Genomic DNA, 17,314 nt, shown 5'->3' on the forward strand with positions numbered 1-17,314 from the left:
CTATAATTGTATTTCTAACTGATTGAAGGTTTCGGCCAATTCATCTTGCCAACTTTTCATTTCAATATTAAACGCCTTTGCCAGTTTGTGATTGCTGAGCAGCGAGTTTCTCGGGCGGTACGCAGGTGTGGGGTATTCTGCGGTGCTGATACCAATAATGTGTTCTATAGGCGAAAGCAGGACGAGGCCGGGAGTCTTGTGGGCGTGTGTAACAATGGCTTGTGCAAAGCTGTGCCAGCTGGTACAGCCACTGTTGCTTATGTGATAGGTACCGCTGAATTGTTGCTTCCAACTTTGTAGTGCGGCGATGGTGGTCTCGGCGAGTGCGGTACTGGTGGTAGGCGCGCCGTATTGATCGTTGACTATCTTGAGCTCTGGCCTTTCGGAGGCTAAGCGCAATATGGTGCGCAGAAAGTTTTTGCCATAAGCACCGTAAACCCAGCTCGTTCTAAAAATAAGGTGGGGAGTGTCAGCCGCCTGAATGGCTTTTTCACCTGCAAGCTTGCTGGTGCCATAGACGCTGAGCGGGTTGGTTTCGTCGGTTTCCACGTAAGGCGTAGCCTTGGTGCCATCGAAGACATAATCCGTTGAGTAATGCACTAGGAGTGCGTTTAGCTTGGCTGCTTCTTCTGCGAAGATGCCAGGGGCAATGCTATTGATAGCATAGGCTAATTCAGGCTCTGATTCTGCTTTATCAACAGCCGTGTAGGCGGCTGTATTGATGATGAGGTCGGGTTTGTAGTGCTGTATTACTTCACGTATGTGATCTGGCCTGGATAGGTCGAGTTGTTGACGGCCCAGCGCAACTACTTCTCCTAGGCTGTGCAGTGTGGGATAGAGTGCGTGGCCCACCTGGCCGTTGATGCCGGTGAGCAGGATTTTCTTGAATTTTGCCATTATGCAAATAACTCAGCTTGATGAATGCTAAGGCCTTGTTGATCCTTGGCGGAGAGTAATGGTGCGGTACCAATGTCAGGCCATTGAATATTGGTGGTGCTATCGTTCCAGCTCAGGCAGCGTTCGTGTGCTGGGGCATAGAAATCTGTGGTTTTGTAGAGGAGCTCAGCCGTATCGGAGAGCACCAGGAATCCATGAGCGAAGCCCGGAGGCACCCATATTTGTTTTTTGTTTTCGTCGGAAAGATACTGGCCTACCCATTGACCAAACGTAGGGGAGGAGCGGCGGATGTCCACGGCGACATCAAACACCTCGCCTGCAACCACACGCACCAGTTTGCCTTGAGCTTGCTCAATCTGGTAGTGCAAGCCTCTTAATACGCCTTTGGATGATTGGGAGTGATTGTCCTGCACGAAGTCGTAATGTTTGCCAACGGCGTCTTCAAAGACTTTCTGGTTGAAGCTTTCGAAGAAGACGCCGCGTGCGTCGCCGAATACTTTGGGTTCAAAGGCGATGACGTCGGGAATATTAGTTGGAACTGCATTCATTAAAACACCTTTTCTTTCAGCATGCGGATCAGGTACTGACCATAGCCATTTTTCAGGTAGGGCTGGGCAATAGTTTCGACATCCGCAGCACTGATGTAACCTTTGCGGTAAGCGATTTCCTCTGGGCAGGCAATTTTGAGACCTTGTCGTTTTTCTATGGTTTCGATGAAGAGGGAGGCTTCGAGCAGAGATTCATGGGTGCCGGTATCCAGCCACGCATGGCCACGGCCCATCAGCTCTACATTCAACTCGCCTTTTGCCAGATAAGTTTTGTTGATATCGGTGATTTCGAGCTCGCCACGAGGAGAGGGCTTGAGCTCAGCAGCAATGTCGGCCACCTTGTTGTCGTAGAAATAAATACCGGTCACGGCATAGCGTGACTTGGGTTCTTTAGGTTTTTCTTCCAGGCTGATTGCTTGGCCTGCGTCGTTAAATTCCACCACGCCATAGCGCTCTGGATCGTGCACGGGGTAAGCAAAGACGGTGGCACCTTCTTGGCGTTGATCGGCATGGGCTAGATCATGCGCCAGGTCGTGACCGTAGAAAATATTATCTCCAAGCACCAGTACACTTGGATTGTTACCGATAAAATCCTTGCCGATAATAAACGCTTGCGCCAGGCCATCAGGGGAAGGCTGCACGGCATAGGTGATGTTAATGCCCCATTGACTGCCATCATCAAGGAGTTGCTTAAAGCGTGGTGTGTCCTGGGGGGTGGAGATCAGCAGGATGTCGCGTACTCCTGCCAGCAGAAGTGTGGACAGAGGGTAGTAAATCATGGGCTTGTCGTAAACTGGCAGGAGTTGTTTGGACACTGCCTGGGTGACTGGGTATAGCCGTGTGCCGGAGCCTCCAGCCAGGATAATGCCTTTTCTCATGCGGCGCTCCCGCTGTATTGTTTGCTCACCCAGTTGCGATATTCTCCGCTGGTGACGTTGTTGACCCAAGCTTGATTCTGCAGGTACCACTCGACAGTCTTGCGGATGCCAGTATCGAAAGTTTCTGCTGGTTTCCAACCGAGTTCGTGTTCCAGTTTTGTGGCATCGATGGCATAACGGCGGTCATGGCCCGGCCGATCTTTGACGAAAGTGAGTTGTTTTTTGTAGCTAGTGCCGTCAGCTTTAGGCTTGAGTTCATCAAGGATGCTGCAAAGCGCTTGTACGACATCCAAGTTGGCTTTTTCATTCCATCCGCCCACATTGTAACTTTCACCAAGCTTGCCAGCTTCAAGAACTCGACGGATCGCACTGCAATGGTCTTTGACGAATAGCCAGTCTCGAATCTGCTGGCCATCACCGTAGATAGGCAGGGGTTTGCCAGCCAAAGCGTTGAGTAGGCACAGCGGAATCAGCTTTTCTGGGAAGTGGTAAGGGCCGTAGTTGTTGGAGCAATTTGTGGTGAGCACTGGCAAACCATAAGTGTGATGATAGGCCCGGACCAGATGGTCAGACGCTGCCTTGGAGGCTGAATATGGGCTGTTCGGCGCATAAGGCGTTGTTTCGGTGAATGCTGGATCGGTAGGGCCCAGAGTGCCATACACTTCATCGGTGGAAACATGCAGGAAGCGGAATTGCGGGTTTTCCTTCTCTGTCGGGTTAGCCGCTACCAGAGCATTCCAGTAAGCGCGTACTTCTTCCAGTAAATGGAATGTGCCGACCACATTGGTCTGGATGAAGTCTTCAGGGCCATGAATAGAGCGGTCCACATGGCTTTCGGCTGCAAAGTTGATGATGGCGCGCGGTTTGTGGACTACAAGAAGTTTTGCGAGCAGTACACGATCACCGATATCGCCATGCACGAAGATGTGGTTGGGGTTACCTTCGATATCCTTGAGGTTTTCCAGATTGCCAGCATAGGTTAGTTTGTCGAGGTTAATAACTGTGCCAAGCCCTGCCTTGATCCAGTCTAATACGAAATTACCACCGATAAAACCTGCGCCGCCGGTGACCAAAATGGTATTTTTTATCTGCATAAATTAGAGGATGATTGAACTGACTACAATTTGACTATCCATGATTCTAAAGGATGGTGCTATATGCTAGCCAATAAATCCTCATATATTTATGTTATGTTCGGTATCTATTAATGTGCACGGAGTGCAATGGTTAAATGATTTTAGTAACAGGTGGCACAGGCTATATAGGCTCTCACGCATGTGTGGAGTTAATTAATGCCGGGTATGAGGTGGTAGTGCTGGATAATTTCAGCAATAGTCAGGCTCACATTATTGATCGTATCAAGCAGATTGCAGGCAAGGCGCCGGTGTTAGTTGAGGGAGATGTGCGGGATGAAGCTTTGCTACGCGATTTGTTTACCAAGCATGCTTTTGAGGCCGTGATGCACTTTGCAGGCTTGAAGGCGGTGGGGGAGTCGGTCGCACATCCCTTGTGGTATTACGACAATAATGTGGCCGGCAGCGTGACTTTGTTGCGTGTGATGCAGGATTTCAACGCCAAACAGTTTGTATTCAGCTCTTCTGCAACGGTGTATGGCGATCCTGCCAGTGTGCCTATTCGCGAGGGCTTTCCTTTGTCTGCAACCAACCCTTATGGGGCAAGCAAGCTCATGGTGGAGGATGTCCTGCGCGACTTGTCAGCCTCTGACCCGAGCTGGCGGATTGCTATCCTGCGCTATTTCAACCCTGTCGGGGCGCACGAGAGTGGCCTGATCGGCGAGAATCCCAACGGCATCCCGAATAACCTCATGCCTTATATCACCCAGGTGGCACAGGGGCAGCGCGAGTTTCTCTCGGTGTTTGGCAGTGATTACCCCACGGTCGATGGCACCGGGGTGCGTGATTATATTCATGTGGTGGATTTGGTCATTGGGCATCTGCGGGCGCTGGAAAAGCTGGAGCAATCCAAGGGTGTGCTGACATGCAATCTAGGTACTGGCCAGGGATATAGCGTGTTGCAGATGGTCAAGGCGTTTGAGCAGGCGAGTGGGCACAAGGTGGCGTACCAACTAGTGGCTCGTAGGCCGGGCGATGTTGCAGCCAGTTATACCGATCCAGCGTATGCAGAGCAGGCGCTGAACTGGAAAGCAACACGTGGGATTGAGCAAATGTGCGTGGATAGCTGGCGTTGGCAGCAAAACTTAGCGCAGGCGACATAACGCTGCGGATTGCGATGGTGTCGTGTCTTGAGCCAATGTTAATATGCACGGGAGTTTTGGCTCCCGTTTTATTGATATTGTTAAACATAGGAAAAGGCTGACGTGCGATTTTTATTATTGATGCTCGGTTTGCTGATCCTGAGTATCTCTGCACTGGCGGGTGAGGCGATTTCCCTCCGTACACCTAACAAGGATGGCTACAATCTGCAACCTGAGAATGTGGCGGTGATAGTGAATATCGATCAGCCGGAGAGCGTTCAGGCGGGCGAGTATTACCTTAAGGTACGTAATATTCCGGAAGATAATCTGGTCAGGGTTAGTATCCCAGGCAGCCCAAGGAAGGTGAGCGCGCAATATTTCAGCCAACTCAAGCAAGAGATTGATGCGCAACTGCAGCCGCGACACCAGGTCATCGTCATGATGTGGACTGCGCCTTATGCCGTAGAATGCAATTCCATCACTGCAGCCATGACCATGGGGTTTGACCCGGAGCAGTGCGCCAATACTTGTGCTGCAGCCAAGAATCCCAGCCGCTATTTCAATTCCCGTTCCCTCAAGCCATTTGACGATATGGGATATCGGTTGTCCATGTTGTTACCGGTGCAGTCATTTGAAGAAGCCAAGATATTGATTGATCGTGGATTTTCTAGCGATTATAGTGCGCCGGCAGCCACGGCGTATTACCTGACGACATCGGACAAGAACCGTAGCAGCCGCGCGGTATTCTTTCCGCCCTCGGGTAGGGTGGCGCCACGTTATCTTGAAATCAAGAATCTCAAGGTGGACAGTATCCGTGACGTGAAGGACATCATGATTTATCAGACAGGACTGGTCACAGTGCCTGATCTTGATACTTTGCAATTCTTCCCCGGCGCGCTGGCGGATCACTTGACTTCAGCTGGTGGAGATTTGCTGGGGAGGGGACAGATGAGCAGCCTGCGCTGGCTGGAGGCCGGGGCGACAGCTAGTTATGGTACGGTATCCGAGCCTTGCAACCATTGGCAGAAGTTTCCTAATCCGGCCGTATTACTCAAACATTATCTGTTGGGCGCTTCAGCCATTGAGGCTTATTGGAAGAGTGTGGCCTGGCCGGTGCAAGGGGTTTTTATCGGTGAGCCGTTGGCTTCGCCTTACAAGCGGTAAATATTAGCCGTGTTGTGGTGCTGGTCGCGTCTATGCGATAATCGCCAGCTAAATTGATTGCGCAAGTAAAAGCCGTTAAACGGCTTTTGCTGTTTATTGGGTAGGAATATATGCCAGTTATTCGTTTGCCAGATGGCTCTGAACGCAAGTTTGATGAGCCTGTGACGGTCGCAGAGGTTGCGATGAACATCGGTGCCGGTTTGGGGCGTGCCGCCTTGGGTGGCAAGGTCAATGGTAAGGCCGTGGATACCTCTTACCAGATCACGAATGATGCGGACTTGGCGATTATCACTGACCGCGATGCCGAAGGCCTGGAAATTATCCGCCATTCTACCGCCCACTTGTTGGCACAGGCGGTCAAGCAATTGTTCCCGGAAGCCCAGGTCACCATTGGACCTGTAATCGACAACGGCTTTTACTACGATTTTTCCTACAAACGTCCGTTCACGCCCGAGGACTTGCAGGCGATCGAAGCGCGTATGCAGGAATTGGTCAAGCGTGATATTCCTGTCGTGCGTACCGTCATGAAACGTGACGAAGCTGTGGATTATTTCAAATCTATCGGCGAGCAATACAAGGCGGAGATCATCGGCTCGATCCCTGCTGATCAGGAAATTTCACTCTATACCCAGGACGACTTCACCGACTTGTGCCGTGGTACCCATGTGCCTTCCACTGGTAAGCTCAAAGCTTTCAAGCTCATGAAGGTGGCAGGCGCTTATTGGCGTGGTGACTCCAACAACGAGATGCTGCAGCGCATTTACGGCACGGCCTGGGCGAAGAAGGATGATTTGGATGCCTATCTACACATGCTGGAAGAAGCGGAGAAGCGCGATCATCGCAAATTGGGCCGTCAGCTGGATTTCTTCCACATGCAGGACGAGGCGCCGGGCATGGTGTTCTGGCATCCGCGTGGCTGGGTGATCTGGCAAGAGGTCGAGCAATACATGCGCAGCATGTTTCGCGAGTTCGGCTACCAGGAAGTACGCACTCCGACTATCATGGATCGGGTCATGTGGGAAAAGTCGGGCCACTGGCAGAACTACCATGACAATATGTTCACTACTGCTTCGGAAAACCGCGATTATGCGGTCAAGCCGATGAATTGCCCTGGACACATCCAGATATTCAACAGCACCCTGCATAGCTATCGCGACCTGCCGCTGCGCCTGGCCGAATTCGGCTCCTGTCACCGCAACGAACCATCGGGCGCCCTGCACGGCCTGATGCGCGTGCGCGGCTTTACCCAGGATGATGCGCATATTTTCTGTACCGAGACCCAGGTCAAGGATGAGGTGGCGGACTTCATTGTCATGCTTTACAGGGCTTATAAAGATTTTGGTTTCCATGAAGTTCTGGTCAAGCTCTCCACCCGTCCGGAAAAGCGTGTGGGAACGGATGAGGCCTGGGATAAGGCGGAAGAAGCATTGGCAATTGCATTGCGCCAGAATAACCTCGAATTCGAGCTGCAACCTGGCGAAGGCGCATTCTACGGCCCCAAGATCGAGTTCACGCTCAAGGATAGCTTGGGCCGCCTGTGGCAGTGCGGCACCATCCAGCTGGATTTCAACCTGCCGGAGCGCCTGGGCGCGGAATATGTGGATGAGGACAACAGCCGTAAGCATCCCGTGATGTTGCACCGCGCGATTGTTGGCTCCATGGAGCGCTTCCTTGGCATTCTGATTGAAAACCATGCAGGAGCAATGCCGGCATGGCTGGCGCCGGTGCAGGCTATGGTGCTGAATATCAGCGATAGCCAGGCGGAATATGTGGATTCCGTCGTGGCGGAACTCAGGAAAAATGGTTTCCGCGTCGAGTCGGACTTGAGAAATGAGAAAATAACCTATAAAATCCGCGAACATAGCTTGCAGAAAATGCCTTACCTTCTGATTGCAGGTGAGCGTGAAATGCAAACTGGTCAAGTGGCCGTGCGTACCCGCAAGGGCGAAGATCTTGGTTCCATGCCAGTCAGTGCGTTCATTGAGCGACTGAAAAGCGACATTGACAACAAGGTCTGACAAGCCTCTCGCGAGTAGCGCGGCTTCTTTATTGACCTTTTAAATATTACATACGGGAGATTTTGCGATAGCTCAGGAAAAGGAATTGCGGATCAATGGCGATATTACTGCGTCTCAGATTCGTTTGGTTGGGGTGGATAACGAGCCGTTAGGCATCGTGAGTCTGAATGAAGCATTTGCCAAGGCTGAAGAGGCTGATACCGACTTGGTCGAGATCGCGCCGCAGGCGAGTCCGCCTGTATGCCGCTTGATGGATTACGGCAAATACAAATATGCCGAAAGCAAGCGCCAGCATGAAGCGCGACTCAAGCAGAAGCAGGTGCAGGTCAAGGAAGTCAAGTTCCGCCCCGGCACGGATGAAGGTGATTACCAGGTCAAGCTGCGTAACCTGATCCGCTTCCTGCAAGAGGGCGACAAGGCCAAGGTAACCTTGCGCTTCCGTGGTCGCGAAATTACCCATCAGGAGCTTGGGCTGGCGCTATTAAAGCGTGTTGAGGCTGACCTGGTAGAAGTTGCAGTGGTGGAACAGTTCCCGAAAATGGAAGGCCGCCAGATGGTGATGGTATTGTCACCGCAGAAGAAAGTAAAACCCTGATGCCTGCGGGTGCCAGGATTTGCGAGTAGTAGTAGGTAAAGTAGCAAGAGAAGTGGCGACGTGGCCTCAAGGCATGCCCGATCGCTCTTTATTCAATATCCCTTTATTAGGAGAACAAAATGCCAAAGATGAAAACCAAGAGCAGCGCCAAGAAGCGCTTCAAGTTCTTGGGTAATGGCAAGGTGAAGCGTACCCACTCTCACCTGCGTCATATCCTGACCAAGAAGACGACCAAGCAGAAGCGTAACCTGCGTGGCACCACTATTGTTTCCGCAACCGACATCAACCGCATCCGTGCGATGATGCCTACTCAGTAAGGGGAATAAGAGATGCCAAGAGTAAAACGTGGTGTTATCGCCCGCGCGCGTCACAAGAAGGTTCTGAACGCCGCCAAGGGTTATCGTGGTCGTCGCAAGAACGTCTATCGCATCGCCAAACAGGCGGTGATGAAGGCTGGTCAATATGCATACCGTGACCGTCGCCAAAGAAAGCGTCAATTCCGCGCACTGTGGATTGCACGTATCAATGCTGGTGCTCGCGAATATGGTTTGACCTACAGCCGTTTCATCAACGGTCTGAAGAAGTCTGCGGTTGAAGTTGACCGCAAGGTGTTGGCCGATCTGGCTGTGTTCGACAAGCAGGCATTTGCCAAGTTTGCCGAACTTGCTAAATCCGGTCTCGCCGCTGCTTAAGCAACAGCAATAAGAAAAGGAGGCCTCGTGCCTCCTTTTTTTTCCGGGTTTTTCCACAAGCGGCCATGTCCGTCGATGACATATGGCATTAAACATAGTGGTCGTTTATGAAAGCATCCGTGAGGACAACACCATAATATGCAAAATCTAGATCACATCATCAGCGAGGCACAGCAGGATTTCGCAGCCTGTGCCAACATCGCCGACTTGGAGCAGGCCAAGGCGCGTTATCTTGGCAAGAGCGGCAGCTTGACCGACGCGCTGAAAAGCCTGGGTAAATTATCCGCAGAAGAGCGCCCTGCCGCTGGAGCGGCCATCAATGTCGTCAAGCAACAGGTCGAGGCCGCGTTGAAGGAAAGGCGTGATGCCATTCTGCAAGCAGAGCAGGATCGTCAGCTTGCGAGCGAAACGATAGATGTCACCTTGCCTGCGCGTAGCGCTGGCACTGGCGGATTACATCCGGTATCGCTCACCTTGAAGCGTGTGGAAGAGTTGTTCCGCTCGATTGGCTTCGAAGTGGCGGAAGGCCCGGAAATCGAGTCTGATTTCTACAATTTCACTGCCCTCAACATTCCTGAGGACCATCCGGCACGTGCCATGCACGATACGTTCTATGTCGATGACAAGCACGTGCTGCGTACCCACACCTCGCCGGTGCAAGTGCACTATATGCAGGACAAGACGCCGCCGCTCAAGATCATTGCGCCGGGCCGCGTATATCGCGTCGATTCCGATGCCACACATTCCCCCATGTTCCACCAGGTGGAAGGCTTGTGGGTGGACGAGCACATCAGCTTCGCCAACCTCAAGGGCGTGGTGCAGGATTTCCTGCAGCGCTTTTTTGAGCGCGATGACTTGCAGGTACGTTTCCGCCCGTCCTTCTTCCCATTCACCGAACCTTCCGCAGAAATGGACATGAGCTGGAACGGTGGCTGGCTGGAGATCGGCGGCTGCGGCATGGTACACCCCGAGGTATTCCGCCATGTCGGTATCGATAGCGAAAAATACCGCGGCTTCGCCTTCGGGCTGGGGGTGGAGCGCCTGACCATGCTGCGTTATGGCGTTAACGACCTGCGCCTGTTCTTCGAAAACGATTTGCGCTTCCTCAAGCAATTCGCCTAGCCCTTACTTCTGGACAGATCAATACTATGCAATTTTCTGAACACTGGCTACGCCAATTCGTAAATCCTGACATGGATAGTCAGGCACTGAGCCACACTTTGACCATGGCCGGGCTGGAGGTGGAAGAGCTGGAGCCGGTAGCGCCCGATTTCACCAAGGTGGTGGTCGCGGAAATCATCAGCGCTGAAAAGCACCCGGATGCCGACCGCCTGCAAGTGTGCAAGGTCAATGTCGGCAGCGGTGAACCGTTGCAAATCGTCTGCGGCGCGCCCAATGCCCGTGCCGGATTGAAAGCGCCCTGCGCCCTGGTGGGCGCGGAGCTGCCTGGCTTCAAGATCAAGCAGGCCAAGGTACGTGGTGTCGAATCCTCTGGCATGATGTGCTCTGCCAAGGAGCTGGGTTTGGCAGCGGAAAGTGACGGTATCCTGGAGCTGGCTGTCGATGCGCAGGTCGGCCAGGATATCCGCGAACTGTTTGACCTTGATGACAAGCTGCTCACGCTCAAGCTCACTCCCAATCGCACCGATTGCCTAAGCATTGCCGGGATTGCGCGCGATGTCACTGCATTAACCGGCGCACCGTTGACCCTGCCGATTATTGAGTCAGTGGCAATAGAAGCGAGCCAACAGCAGGCAGTTAAGGTGAATGAGCCAGCAGCCTGTCCCCGTTATGCCGGCCGTCTCATTCATGGGGTGAACGCCAAAGCAGCTACGCCGGAATGGATGGTACGCAGGCTGGAGCGCAGCGGTATCCGCAGCATCAGCGCGATCGTCGATATCACCAATTATGTCCTGCTGGAGCTGGGCCAGCCGCTGCATGCGTTTGATGCTGACAAGCTGCGTGGCGATATCGAGGTGCGTTATGCCCGCGATGGGGAAGCATTGCGGTTGCTCAACAATACCGATATCACTTTGCATCAGGATATGCTGGTAATCGCGGATGATAGCGGCCCTCTGGCTCTGGCTGGCATCATGGGCGGTGAGGGTAGCGCAGTCGGCGATGACACTACTAATATTTTCCTTGAGAGCGCATTTTTCGCGCCTGCCGTGATTGTCGGCAAGGCCCGCCGCCTGAACTTCTCCACAGATTCCTCCTATCGCTTCGAGCGAGGTGTCGATTTCGGCAATACCCTGCAGGCCCTGGAACGTGCCAGCCAGCTGGTGCTGGAAATCTGCGGTGGTCAGGCTGGTTCGGTGACAGAAGTATTGCATCCTCTGCCTGAGCGCAAGCCTGTGCGGTTGCGGCTGGATCGTTTGAACTCTGTTCTCGGAATTCCCCTGGATGCTGCAACAGTGAGCATATTATTGCAGCGCCTGAATTTTGGTTTTGTGGCTTTTGATGGTGGTTTTGAGGTAACTCCGCCCAGCTATCGCTTCGATATCGAGATTGAAGAAGATTTGATCGAGGAAGTGGCCCGTCTGCATGGATACGATAATATTCCTGCGCTGGCCCCGCATGACGAGCAGTCTATGCTGCCCTCGCCGGAAGCCACTCTGAGCCGCAACTGGCTGCGTGATACCTTGGCCTCCTGCGGCTATCAGGAAATCGTCAGCTACAGCTTTGTGGATGAAGGTTGGGAGCGTGACTTCATCGGCAACGCCAACCCGATCGCCCTGAAAAACCCGATCGCCAGCAACCTGAGCGTCATGCGCACTATGCTGTGGGGGGGGCTCATGGAGACATTGATATACAACCTTAACCGCAAGCAGGATCGTGTACGCTTGTTTGAAATTGGTTCAGCCTATTTTGCTGTCGATGGGGCTTATAGCGAAGTCGCCCGTGTTTCTGGCTTGGTCTATGGCGATGCAGAGCCTGAGCAGTGGGCTGCTGCCGCGCGCGAAGTGGATTTCTTCGACGTAAAGGCAGAAATTGATCGTTTGACCGCTGGGCGTGCGCATTACGCAGCCGCTCAACACCCAGCGCTGCATCCCGGTCAAACAGCACAAGTGATGATCGCCGGTCAGCCGATTGGCTGGATAGGCAAGCTGCATCCCAAATGGCAGCAGCATTACCAATTGCCGCGCGGTGCCGTGCTATTCGAACTGGATGTGGAGCCATTGCTGCAATCCAGGGTGACAACCTATGCACAGGTCGGGAAATTCCCACCGGTCCGCCGCGATATCGCCGTTGTGGTGGATGAAAACACCACTGCGCAGGCTTTGTTGGATACCATGAAATCCAGCAAAAATGCATTGATCAGCGACATTGCATTGTTCGATGTTTACCAAGGCAAAGGAATCGCCGAAGGGAAAAAAAGCCTTGCATTTCTTGTGCTTATGCAAGATACTCAAAAGACTTTGACTGATGCGGAAGCCGATGCAGTGATGGCCGGATTGCTGGATTTGCTGGTTCAGCAACATGGTGCAGCGTTAAGAAATTAGAATAAGTAGTAGGGAAAGGTTTTGCATGACATTAACAAAAGCTGATTTGGCAGATTTGCTGTTTGAGCAGGTAGGCCTGAACAAGCGCGAAGCCAAAGATATGGTAGAAGCATTCTTCGAGGAAATCCGTACAGCACTGGAAGCTGGTGAAAGCGTCAAGCTCTCCGGTTTTGGCAACTTTGAATTGCGTCAAAAGTCCGAGCGTCCCGGGCGCAACCCCAAAACCGGTGAAGAAATTCCCATCACCGCTCGCCGGGTGGTGACATTCCATGCCAGCCAGAAGCTCAAGAGCAAGGTAGAGGAGGCTTATGCCGGAGCAAGCGCCTAAGGTCCAGCTTCCGCCTATCCCCGCCAAGCGCTACTTCACCATCGGGGAAGTCAGCGAGCTGTGCGGGGTCAAGCCTCATGTGTTGCGTTATTGGGAACAGGAATTCACCCAGCTCAAGCCAGTCAAGCGCCGTGGGAACCGCAGGTATTACCAGCACCATGAAGTGCTGCTGATCAGGCGTATCCGTGAATTGTTATATGAGCAAGGCTTTACCATCAGCGGTGCCCGCAACCGGCTGGATGAAAATGGCAATAATGGACTGCGCCATGACACGGAAGTGGCAGCGGTTGCCGAAGAGCAGATGACCGCTACGCCATCCTCACAATCTACTGTTCCGAATGTTGATGTTGCATTATTGCGTTCAGAACTGCGCGAAGTGTTGAATTTACTGACTCGGCACTGAGAAAACGCTATATCTGGTTGTGCTCGATCCCGTATTTTCGATATAATGCCGTTCTCGCTTTCGGCCCTGCCGGAAGCATAGGTTCGGGGCGTAGCGCAGCCTGGTAGCGTACTTGCATGGGGTGCAAGGGGTCGTGTGTTCGAATCACACCGTCCCGACCAATAAAATCAAAGGGTTACAGATTTTCATCTGCAACCCTTTTTTGTTTTTATCCTCTCGTGCCACGCTGGTGCCACAAAAATCAGAAGCTAGGCGGTTGGAGGGGTAAGTCACTCTGTTTGCTGGAGTATCTTTAATTACCGAGTCGGAAAATTCCTATTTTTACGGGTCAAGAAATCCCCTTCGCATAATGACCCCGATTGAATCGGCGCAACGGCGACCAACAGCTTGCGCAACCGTGTAATGCTCCATTAAAAATCTGCACATGCTAAAGTGGCTTCAGAAGATGGAGTAAGCATGACGCAAGAACCCGATATCAAGCGCTGGGGATGAAAGCACTAGCAAGGTTTATCAACAATTAGCGGCTTGAGTGTGCAAATTCCGCTGGGTCATTACAGACAAAAACTAGACTAGGGAGTATATTTATACAAAGTATCGGATATGGAGTATAAATCTTCCCGATATCCAGTCATGTCGGTTCTATACGATCGTCAATAACGCTTGGAGGAGTGTAGTAATGAGTCTTGATAGTTTGAAAAGTCTTGGTATTAAGGTTCCGTATAAAAGCAAGTATGAAAACTACATAGGCGGGAAGTGGGTTGCGCCGGTCGATGGGCAGTATTTCGATAATATCAGCCCGGTCACAGGCAAGGTATTCTGCCAGGTGCCACGCTCCAACGAGAAGGATATCAACCTGGCGCTGGATGCTGCGCATGCCGCAAAGGATGCCTGGGGCAAGACTTCCGGCGCCGAACGTGCCAATATCCTGCTCAAGATTGCTGATGCGATGGAAGCCAATCTGGAGGCCATTGCAACTGCCGAAACCATAGACAACGGCAAGCCTATCCGCGAAACCATGGCGGCGGATATTCCGCTGGCGATTGACCATTTCCGTTATTTCGCAGGCTGCATCCGTGCGCAAGAAGGCGGCATCAGCGAGATTGATCAAAATACCGTGGCCTACCATTTCCACGAGCCGCTGGGCGTCGTCGGCCAGATCATTCCATGGAATTTCCCTATCCTGATGGCTGCCTGGAAACTGGCACCTGCACTGGCCGCAGGTAACTGTATCGTCATGAAGCCTGCCGAGCAGACGCCAGCTTCTATCCTGGTGGTGCTTGAGCTGGTGGGTCACTTATTGCCGCCTGGTGTGCTGAATGTCGTGAACGGTCACGGCGTCGAGGCAGGCAAGGCGTTGGCTACCAGCCCGCGCATTGCCAAGATCGCCTTTACCGGCTCTACTTCCGTTGGCCGCCTGATCATGCAATATGCCAGCCAGAGCCTGATTCCCGTCACGCTGGAGCTGGGCGGCAAGTCGCCCAATATCTTCTTTGAGGATGTGATGGACAAGGACGATGCCTTCTTCGACAAGGCGCTGGAAGGCTTTGCGCTGTTTGCGCTGAACCAGGGAGAGGTATGTACCTGTCCGAGCCGCGCCCTGATCCAGGAATCTATCTACGAGAAATTCATGGAGCGCGCCTTGAAACGCGTGCAGGCCATCAAGCAGGGCAGTCCGCTGGACTCCACTACCATGATAGGCGCGCAGGCTTCCAGCGAGCAGGTCGAGATCATCATGTCCTATATCAAGCTGGGTCAGGAAGAGGGCGCGCAACTGCTGACCGGCGGCAAGCAGACCAAGCTGTCCGGAGAGCTGAGCGATGGTTATTACATCGAGCCTACCGTGTTCAAGGGCCATAACAAGATGCGTATCTTCCAGGAAGAGATTTTTGGTCCGGTATTGGCCGTGACGACCTTCAAGGACGAGAAGGAAGCGCTGGAAATTGCCAATGACACCATGTACGGCCTGGGTGCAGGTGTCTGGTCCCGCGACGGCAGCCGAGCCTACCGCGTGGGCCGCGGCATTCAGGCTGGACGTGTCTGGACCAACTGCTACCACCTTTATCCTGCGCATGCGGCATTCGGTGGCTACAAGCAGTCCGGCATTGGCCGCGAAAACCATCGCATGATGCTGGATCACTACCAGCAGACCAAGAACCTGCTTGTCAGCTATAGCCCTGACGCGCTGGGTTTCTTTTAAGCCTTAATATCTCGTCGGCTTAGTCCTGCGCCTGGGTTTGCAAAGTCAAATCCAGGCGTTGTTGTTTTTAGGGAATGTATTAGTGTGAGGAGGAATGATAATGAGTACGAGCCGAATCGAGGCGACGCCAGCTGCCGCCGCATTGATTGATGAATTGAGGGCCAGGCACGGCAACCTGATGTTCCACCAATCAGGTGGCTGTTGCGAGGGCAGTGCGCCCATGTGCCTGAAGGAAGGCGAATTCCTGTTGGGCACATCCGATGTCAAGGTCGGCGTGGTGCACGGCGTGCCGTTCTATATGAATAAAACCCAGTTCGAGTATTGGCAGCACACCCATCTCACGCTAGATGCGATTCCCGGCCACGGTGGCATGTTTTCGCTGGAGCAGGCGACCGGTAAGCATTTCCTCATCCGCTCGCGGCTGTTCACGGATGAAGAGCTGCAGGATTTGGAGCCTGTGGAACAGTGCGGGTGATGTAAAACCAGTTTAAAGGCAGTACATGAAGGTAACGCTTCGCGATGCGCAAGCAATCAGGGACAATGGGCGAAGAAGATGCTCTGTGTACCGCAACCCTGAACAGCAGCGCTCAATCCACATCCCGCATCACGGCATTACATGAACGATCCCTTGTTATTGTTCGGTTTCCTGCATACCTCGTTGCTGGAAATCCTTTCCTTCTCGCTCGCCATCGCGATGGTGTTGCTTAATATCCGGCAGTCGCCGTGGGCGTGGCTATTTTCGATTATTTCTGCCGGGTTATATGCCGTTGTCTTTTACGACGCCAAGATCTATGGCGACATGGCGCTGCAGTTTGTCTTCATCGCCGTATCGCTTTGGGGACTTTACCAATGGCTATTCGGCGGGCGCGACCATCAGGGCGTTGCCGTCACGCGCCTATCCCGCAAGGGATGGCGCTTGGCAGTCAGCGCTTGGCTGGCGGCCTATGTGGTCATTGCCATCATCCTGCACACCTTCACAGATAGCGATGTCGTGCATACCGATGCCTTTCTGACGGCGGGCAGCCTGGTGGCGCAATGCCTATTGGGGCGCAAGGTGCTGGAAAACTGGCATATGTGGATACTGATTGATGGGCTTTACATCGGCCTCTACCTACACAAGCATCTGTACCTGACTGCTTTGCTCTATGGCCTGTTCGCGCTGTTGGCTGTGCTTGGCCTGCGCGCCTGGAAGCGATCGCTGACGGCAGGGGAGGCGGTGGCGTGAGTGATCCTATCCTGCACATCGCCATCCTTGGCGCGGAATCCACCGGAAAATCCGCGCTGTCTGCCGCGCTTGCCGCGCATTACCGCACGGCCTGGGTGCCGGAATACCTGCGGGAATTTGTCGAGACGCACCAACGTACGCCGCATGCCGACGAGCAATACCTGATTGCCGCCACGCAACGCGCGCGCGAGGCGGAAAGTGCATTGCACGCCAACCGCCTGCTGTTCTGCGACACGTCGCCGCTGATTACGGCAGTTTATAGCGAACATTATTTCGGACAGGCCGACAGTGCGTTGACGGCGCTGGCCGCACAACACGACTATGCCGCTACCATTGTCACCGCGCCGACCATGCCTTGGGTCGCGGACGGTTTGCAGCGCGAATCCGATGAGGTGCGCCAGCAGGTGCATGCCCGCTTGCTCTGCAAGTTGCATGATGCGGGGGTTGCGTATTTGCTCGTTGACGGCAGTCTGCAACAGCGTGTGATGCAGACCGTCGATTATCTGGGTTTGCATTTGCCCGCTGATGAAGCAGATACTTTTGCGCGGTGATTTCACCGTATGCATCCTGCAACGGCTGGTTTGGTTTGGATATCTTCCATGGTGGTTAAGTCTTGTCAGGCCGCTTTTCGCTTGTCAGCGAGTCACTTTC

General features: G+C 53.2%; 18 protein-coding genes and 1 tRNA gene. 15 read left to right on the top strand and 4 right to left on the bottom strand.

Annotated elements, in window-relative coordinates:
- The 4 genes from rfbD to rfbB are packed head-to-tail and all read right to left on the bottom strand — an operon-like array spanning position 1 to position 3,411.
- Entirely contained in the window at positions 1–897 is an 897-nt protein-coding gene (rfbD, locus tag V7Z75_RS02720) for a dTDP-4-dehydrorhamnose reductase (protein WP_334107034.1), read from the bottom strand.
- Positions 897–1,445, bottom strand: a complete 549-nt coding sequence (gene rfbC / locus V7Z75_RS02725; protein ID WP_334107035.1) for a dTDP-4-dehydrorhamnose 3,5-epimerase — start codon at positions 1,443–1,445, stop codon at positions 897–899. Before rfbC ends, rfbD begins: the two co-directional genes overlap by 1 nt.
- A complete protein-coding gene (gene rfbA, locus V7Z75_RS02730) occupies positions 1,445–2,323 on the bottom strand; it encodes a glucose-1-phosphate thymidylyltransferase RfbA (RefSeq protein ID WP_334107036.1) in 879 nt (292 codons plus the stop codon). The genes rfbC and rfbA overlap by 1 nt, the downstream gene beginning before the upstream one ends.
- Positions 2,320–3,411: a dTDP-glucose 4,6-dehydratase gene (rfbB, locus tag V7Z75_RS02735; protein ID WP_334107379.1), complete on the bottom strand. Its 1,092-nt coding sequence runs from the start codon at positions 3,409–3,411 to the stop codon at positions 2,320–2,322. The genes rfbA and rfbB overlap by 4 nt, the downstream gene beginning before the upstream one ends.
- A 143-nt stretch (positions 3,412–3,554) precedes the next feature.
- Here rfbB and galE point away from each other — a divergent pair, with 143 nt between their 5' ends.
- The 15 genes from galE (at position 3,555) to V7Z75_RS02810 (ending at position 17,214) form a co-directional block, all read left to right on the top strand.
- Positions 3,555–4,559 carry a UDP-glucose 4-epimerase GalE gene (galE, locus tag V7Z75_RS02740; protein ID WP_334107038.1) on the top strand — a complete coding sequence of 335 codons (1,005 nt, stop codon included), beginning with the start codon at positions 3,555–3,557 and terminating at the stop codon, positions 4,557–4,559.
- A gap of 102 nt (positions 4,560–4,661) precedes the next feature.
- Positions 4,662–5,702 carry a TIGR03790 family protein gene (locus tag V7Z75_RS02745; RefSeq protein WP_334107039.1) on the top strand — a complete coding sequence of 347 codons (1,041 nt, stop codon included), beginning with the start codon at positions 4,662–4,664 and terminating at the stop codon, positions 5,700–5,702.
- Positions 5,703–5,812: 110 nt separating this feature from the next.
- Complete coding sequence (gene thrS, locus V7Z75_RS02750; protein ID WP_334107040.1) at positions 5,813–7,720, top strand: threonine--tRNA ligase; 1,908 nt, start codon at positions 5,813–5,815, stop codon at positions 7,718–7,720.
- Between the two features lie 85 nt (positions 7,721–7,805).
- Positions 7,806–8,315 (top strand): translation initiation factor IF-3, encoded by a 510-nt coding sequence (gene infC, locus V7Z75_RS02755; RefSeq protein WP_334107043.1) that lies wholly within the window; start codon positions 7,806–7,808, stop codon positions 8,313–8,315.
- A 119-nt stretch (positions 8,316–8,434) separates the two neighbouring features.
- Positions 8,435–8,632 carry a 50S ribosomal protein L35 gene (gene rpmI, locus V7Z75_RS02760; protein WP_334107045.1) on the top strand — a complete coding sequence of 66 codons (198 nt, stop codon included), beginning with the start codon at positions 8,435–8,437 and terminating at the stop codon, positions 8,630–8,632.
- Between the two features lie 12 nt (positions 8,633–8,644).
- A complete protein-coding gene (gene rplT, locus V7Z75_RS02765) occupies positions 8,645–9,007 on the top strand; it encodes a 50S ribosomal protein L20 (RefSeq protein ID WP_011480221.1) in 363 nt (120 codons plus the stop codon).
- Between the two features lie 138 nt (positions 9,008–9,145).
- Entirely contained in the window at positions 9,146–10,129 is a 984-nt protein-coding gene (gene pheS / locus V7Z75_RS02770; protein WP_334107047.1) for a phenylalanine--tRNA ligase subunit alpha, read from the top strand.
- A gap of 26 nt (positions 10,130–10,155) precedes the next feature.
- A complete protein-coding gene (pheT, locus tag V7Z75_RS02775; RefSeq protein WP_334107048.1) occupies positions 10,156–12,510 on the top strand; it encodes a phenylalanine--tRNA ligase subunit beta in 2,355 nt (784 codons plus the stop codon).
- A gap of 25 nt (positions 12,511–12,535) precedes the next feature.
- A complete protein-coding gene (locus V7Z75_RS02780) occupies positions 12,536–12,838 on the top strand; it encodes an integration host factor subunit alpha (RefSeq protein ID WP_334107050.1) in 303 nt (100 codons plus the stop codon).
- Positions 12,819–13,241 carry a MerR family transcriptional regulator gene (locus V7Z75_RS02785; protein WP_334107052.1) on the top strand — a complete coding sequence of 141 codons (423 nt, stop codon included), beginning with the start codon at positions 12,819–12,821 and terminating at the stop codon, positions 13,239–13,241. The genes V7Z75_RS02780 and V7Z75_RS02785 overlap by 20 nt, the downstream gene beginning before the upstream one ends.
- A gap of 84 nt (positions 13,242–13,325) precedes the next feature.
- Positions 13,326–13,402, top strand: a tRNA-Pro gene (locus V7Z75_RS02790).
- 515 nt (positions 13,403–13,917) lie between these two features.
- The gene (gene adh, locus V7Z75_RS02795; RefSeq protein ID WP_334107054.1) at positions 13,918–15,438 is read left to right on the top strand and encodes an aldehyde dehydrogenase; all 1,521 of its coding nucleotides are present in this window, start codon (positions 13,918–13,920) and stop codon (positions 15,436–15,438) included.
- A 100-nt stretch (positions 15,439–15,538) separates the two neighbouring features.
- A complete protein-coding gene (locus tag V7Z75_RS02800; protein ID WP_334107056.1) occupies positions 15,539–15,913 on the top strand; it encodes a DUF779 domain-containing protein in 375 nt (124 codons plus the stop codon).
- 141 nt (positions 15,914–16,054) lie between these two features.
- Positions 16,055–16,663: a nicotinamide riboside transporter PnuC gene (gene pnuC / locus V7Z75_RS02805; RefSeq protein ID WP_334107058.1), complete on the top strand. Its 609-nt coding sequence runs from the start codon at positions 16,055–16,057 to the stop codon at positions 16,661–16,663.
- On the top strand, positions 16,660–17,214 hold the full coding sequence (locus V7Z75_RS02810) for an ATP-binding protein (RefSeq protein ID WP_334107060.1): 555 nt from the start codon (positions 16,660–16,662) through the stop codon (positions 17,212–17,214). The genes pnuC and V7Z75_RS02810 overlap by 4 nt, the downstream gene beginning before the upstream one ends.
- The last annotated feature ends 100 nt before the right edge of the window (positions 17,215–17,314 follow it).

The sequence above is a fragment of the Methylobacillus sp. genome, assembly GCF_036844465.1.
GTDB lineage: Bacteria > Pseudomonadota > Gammaproteobacteria > Burkholderiales > Methylophilaceae > Methylobacillus.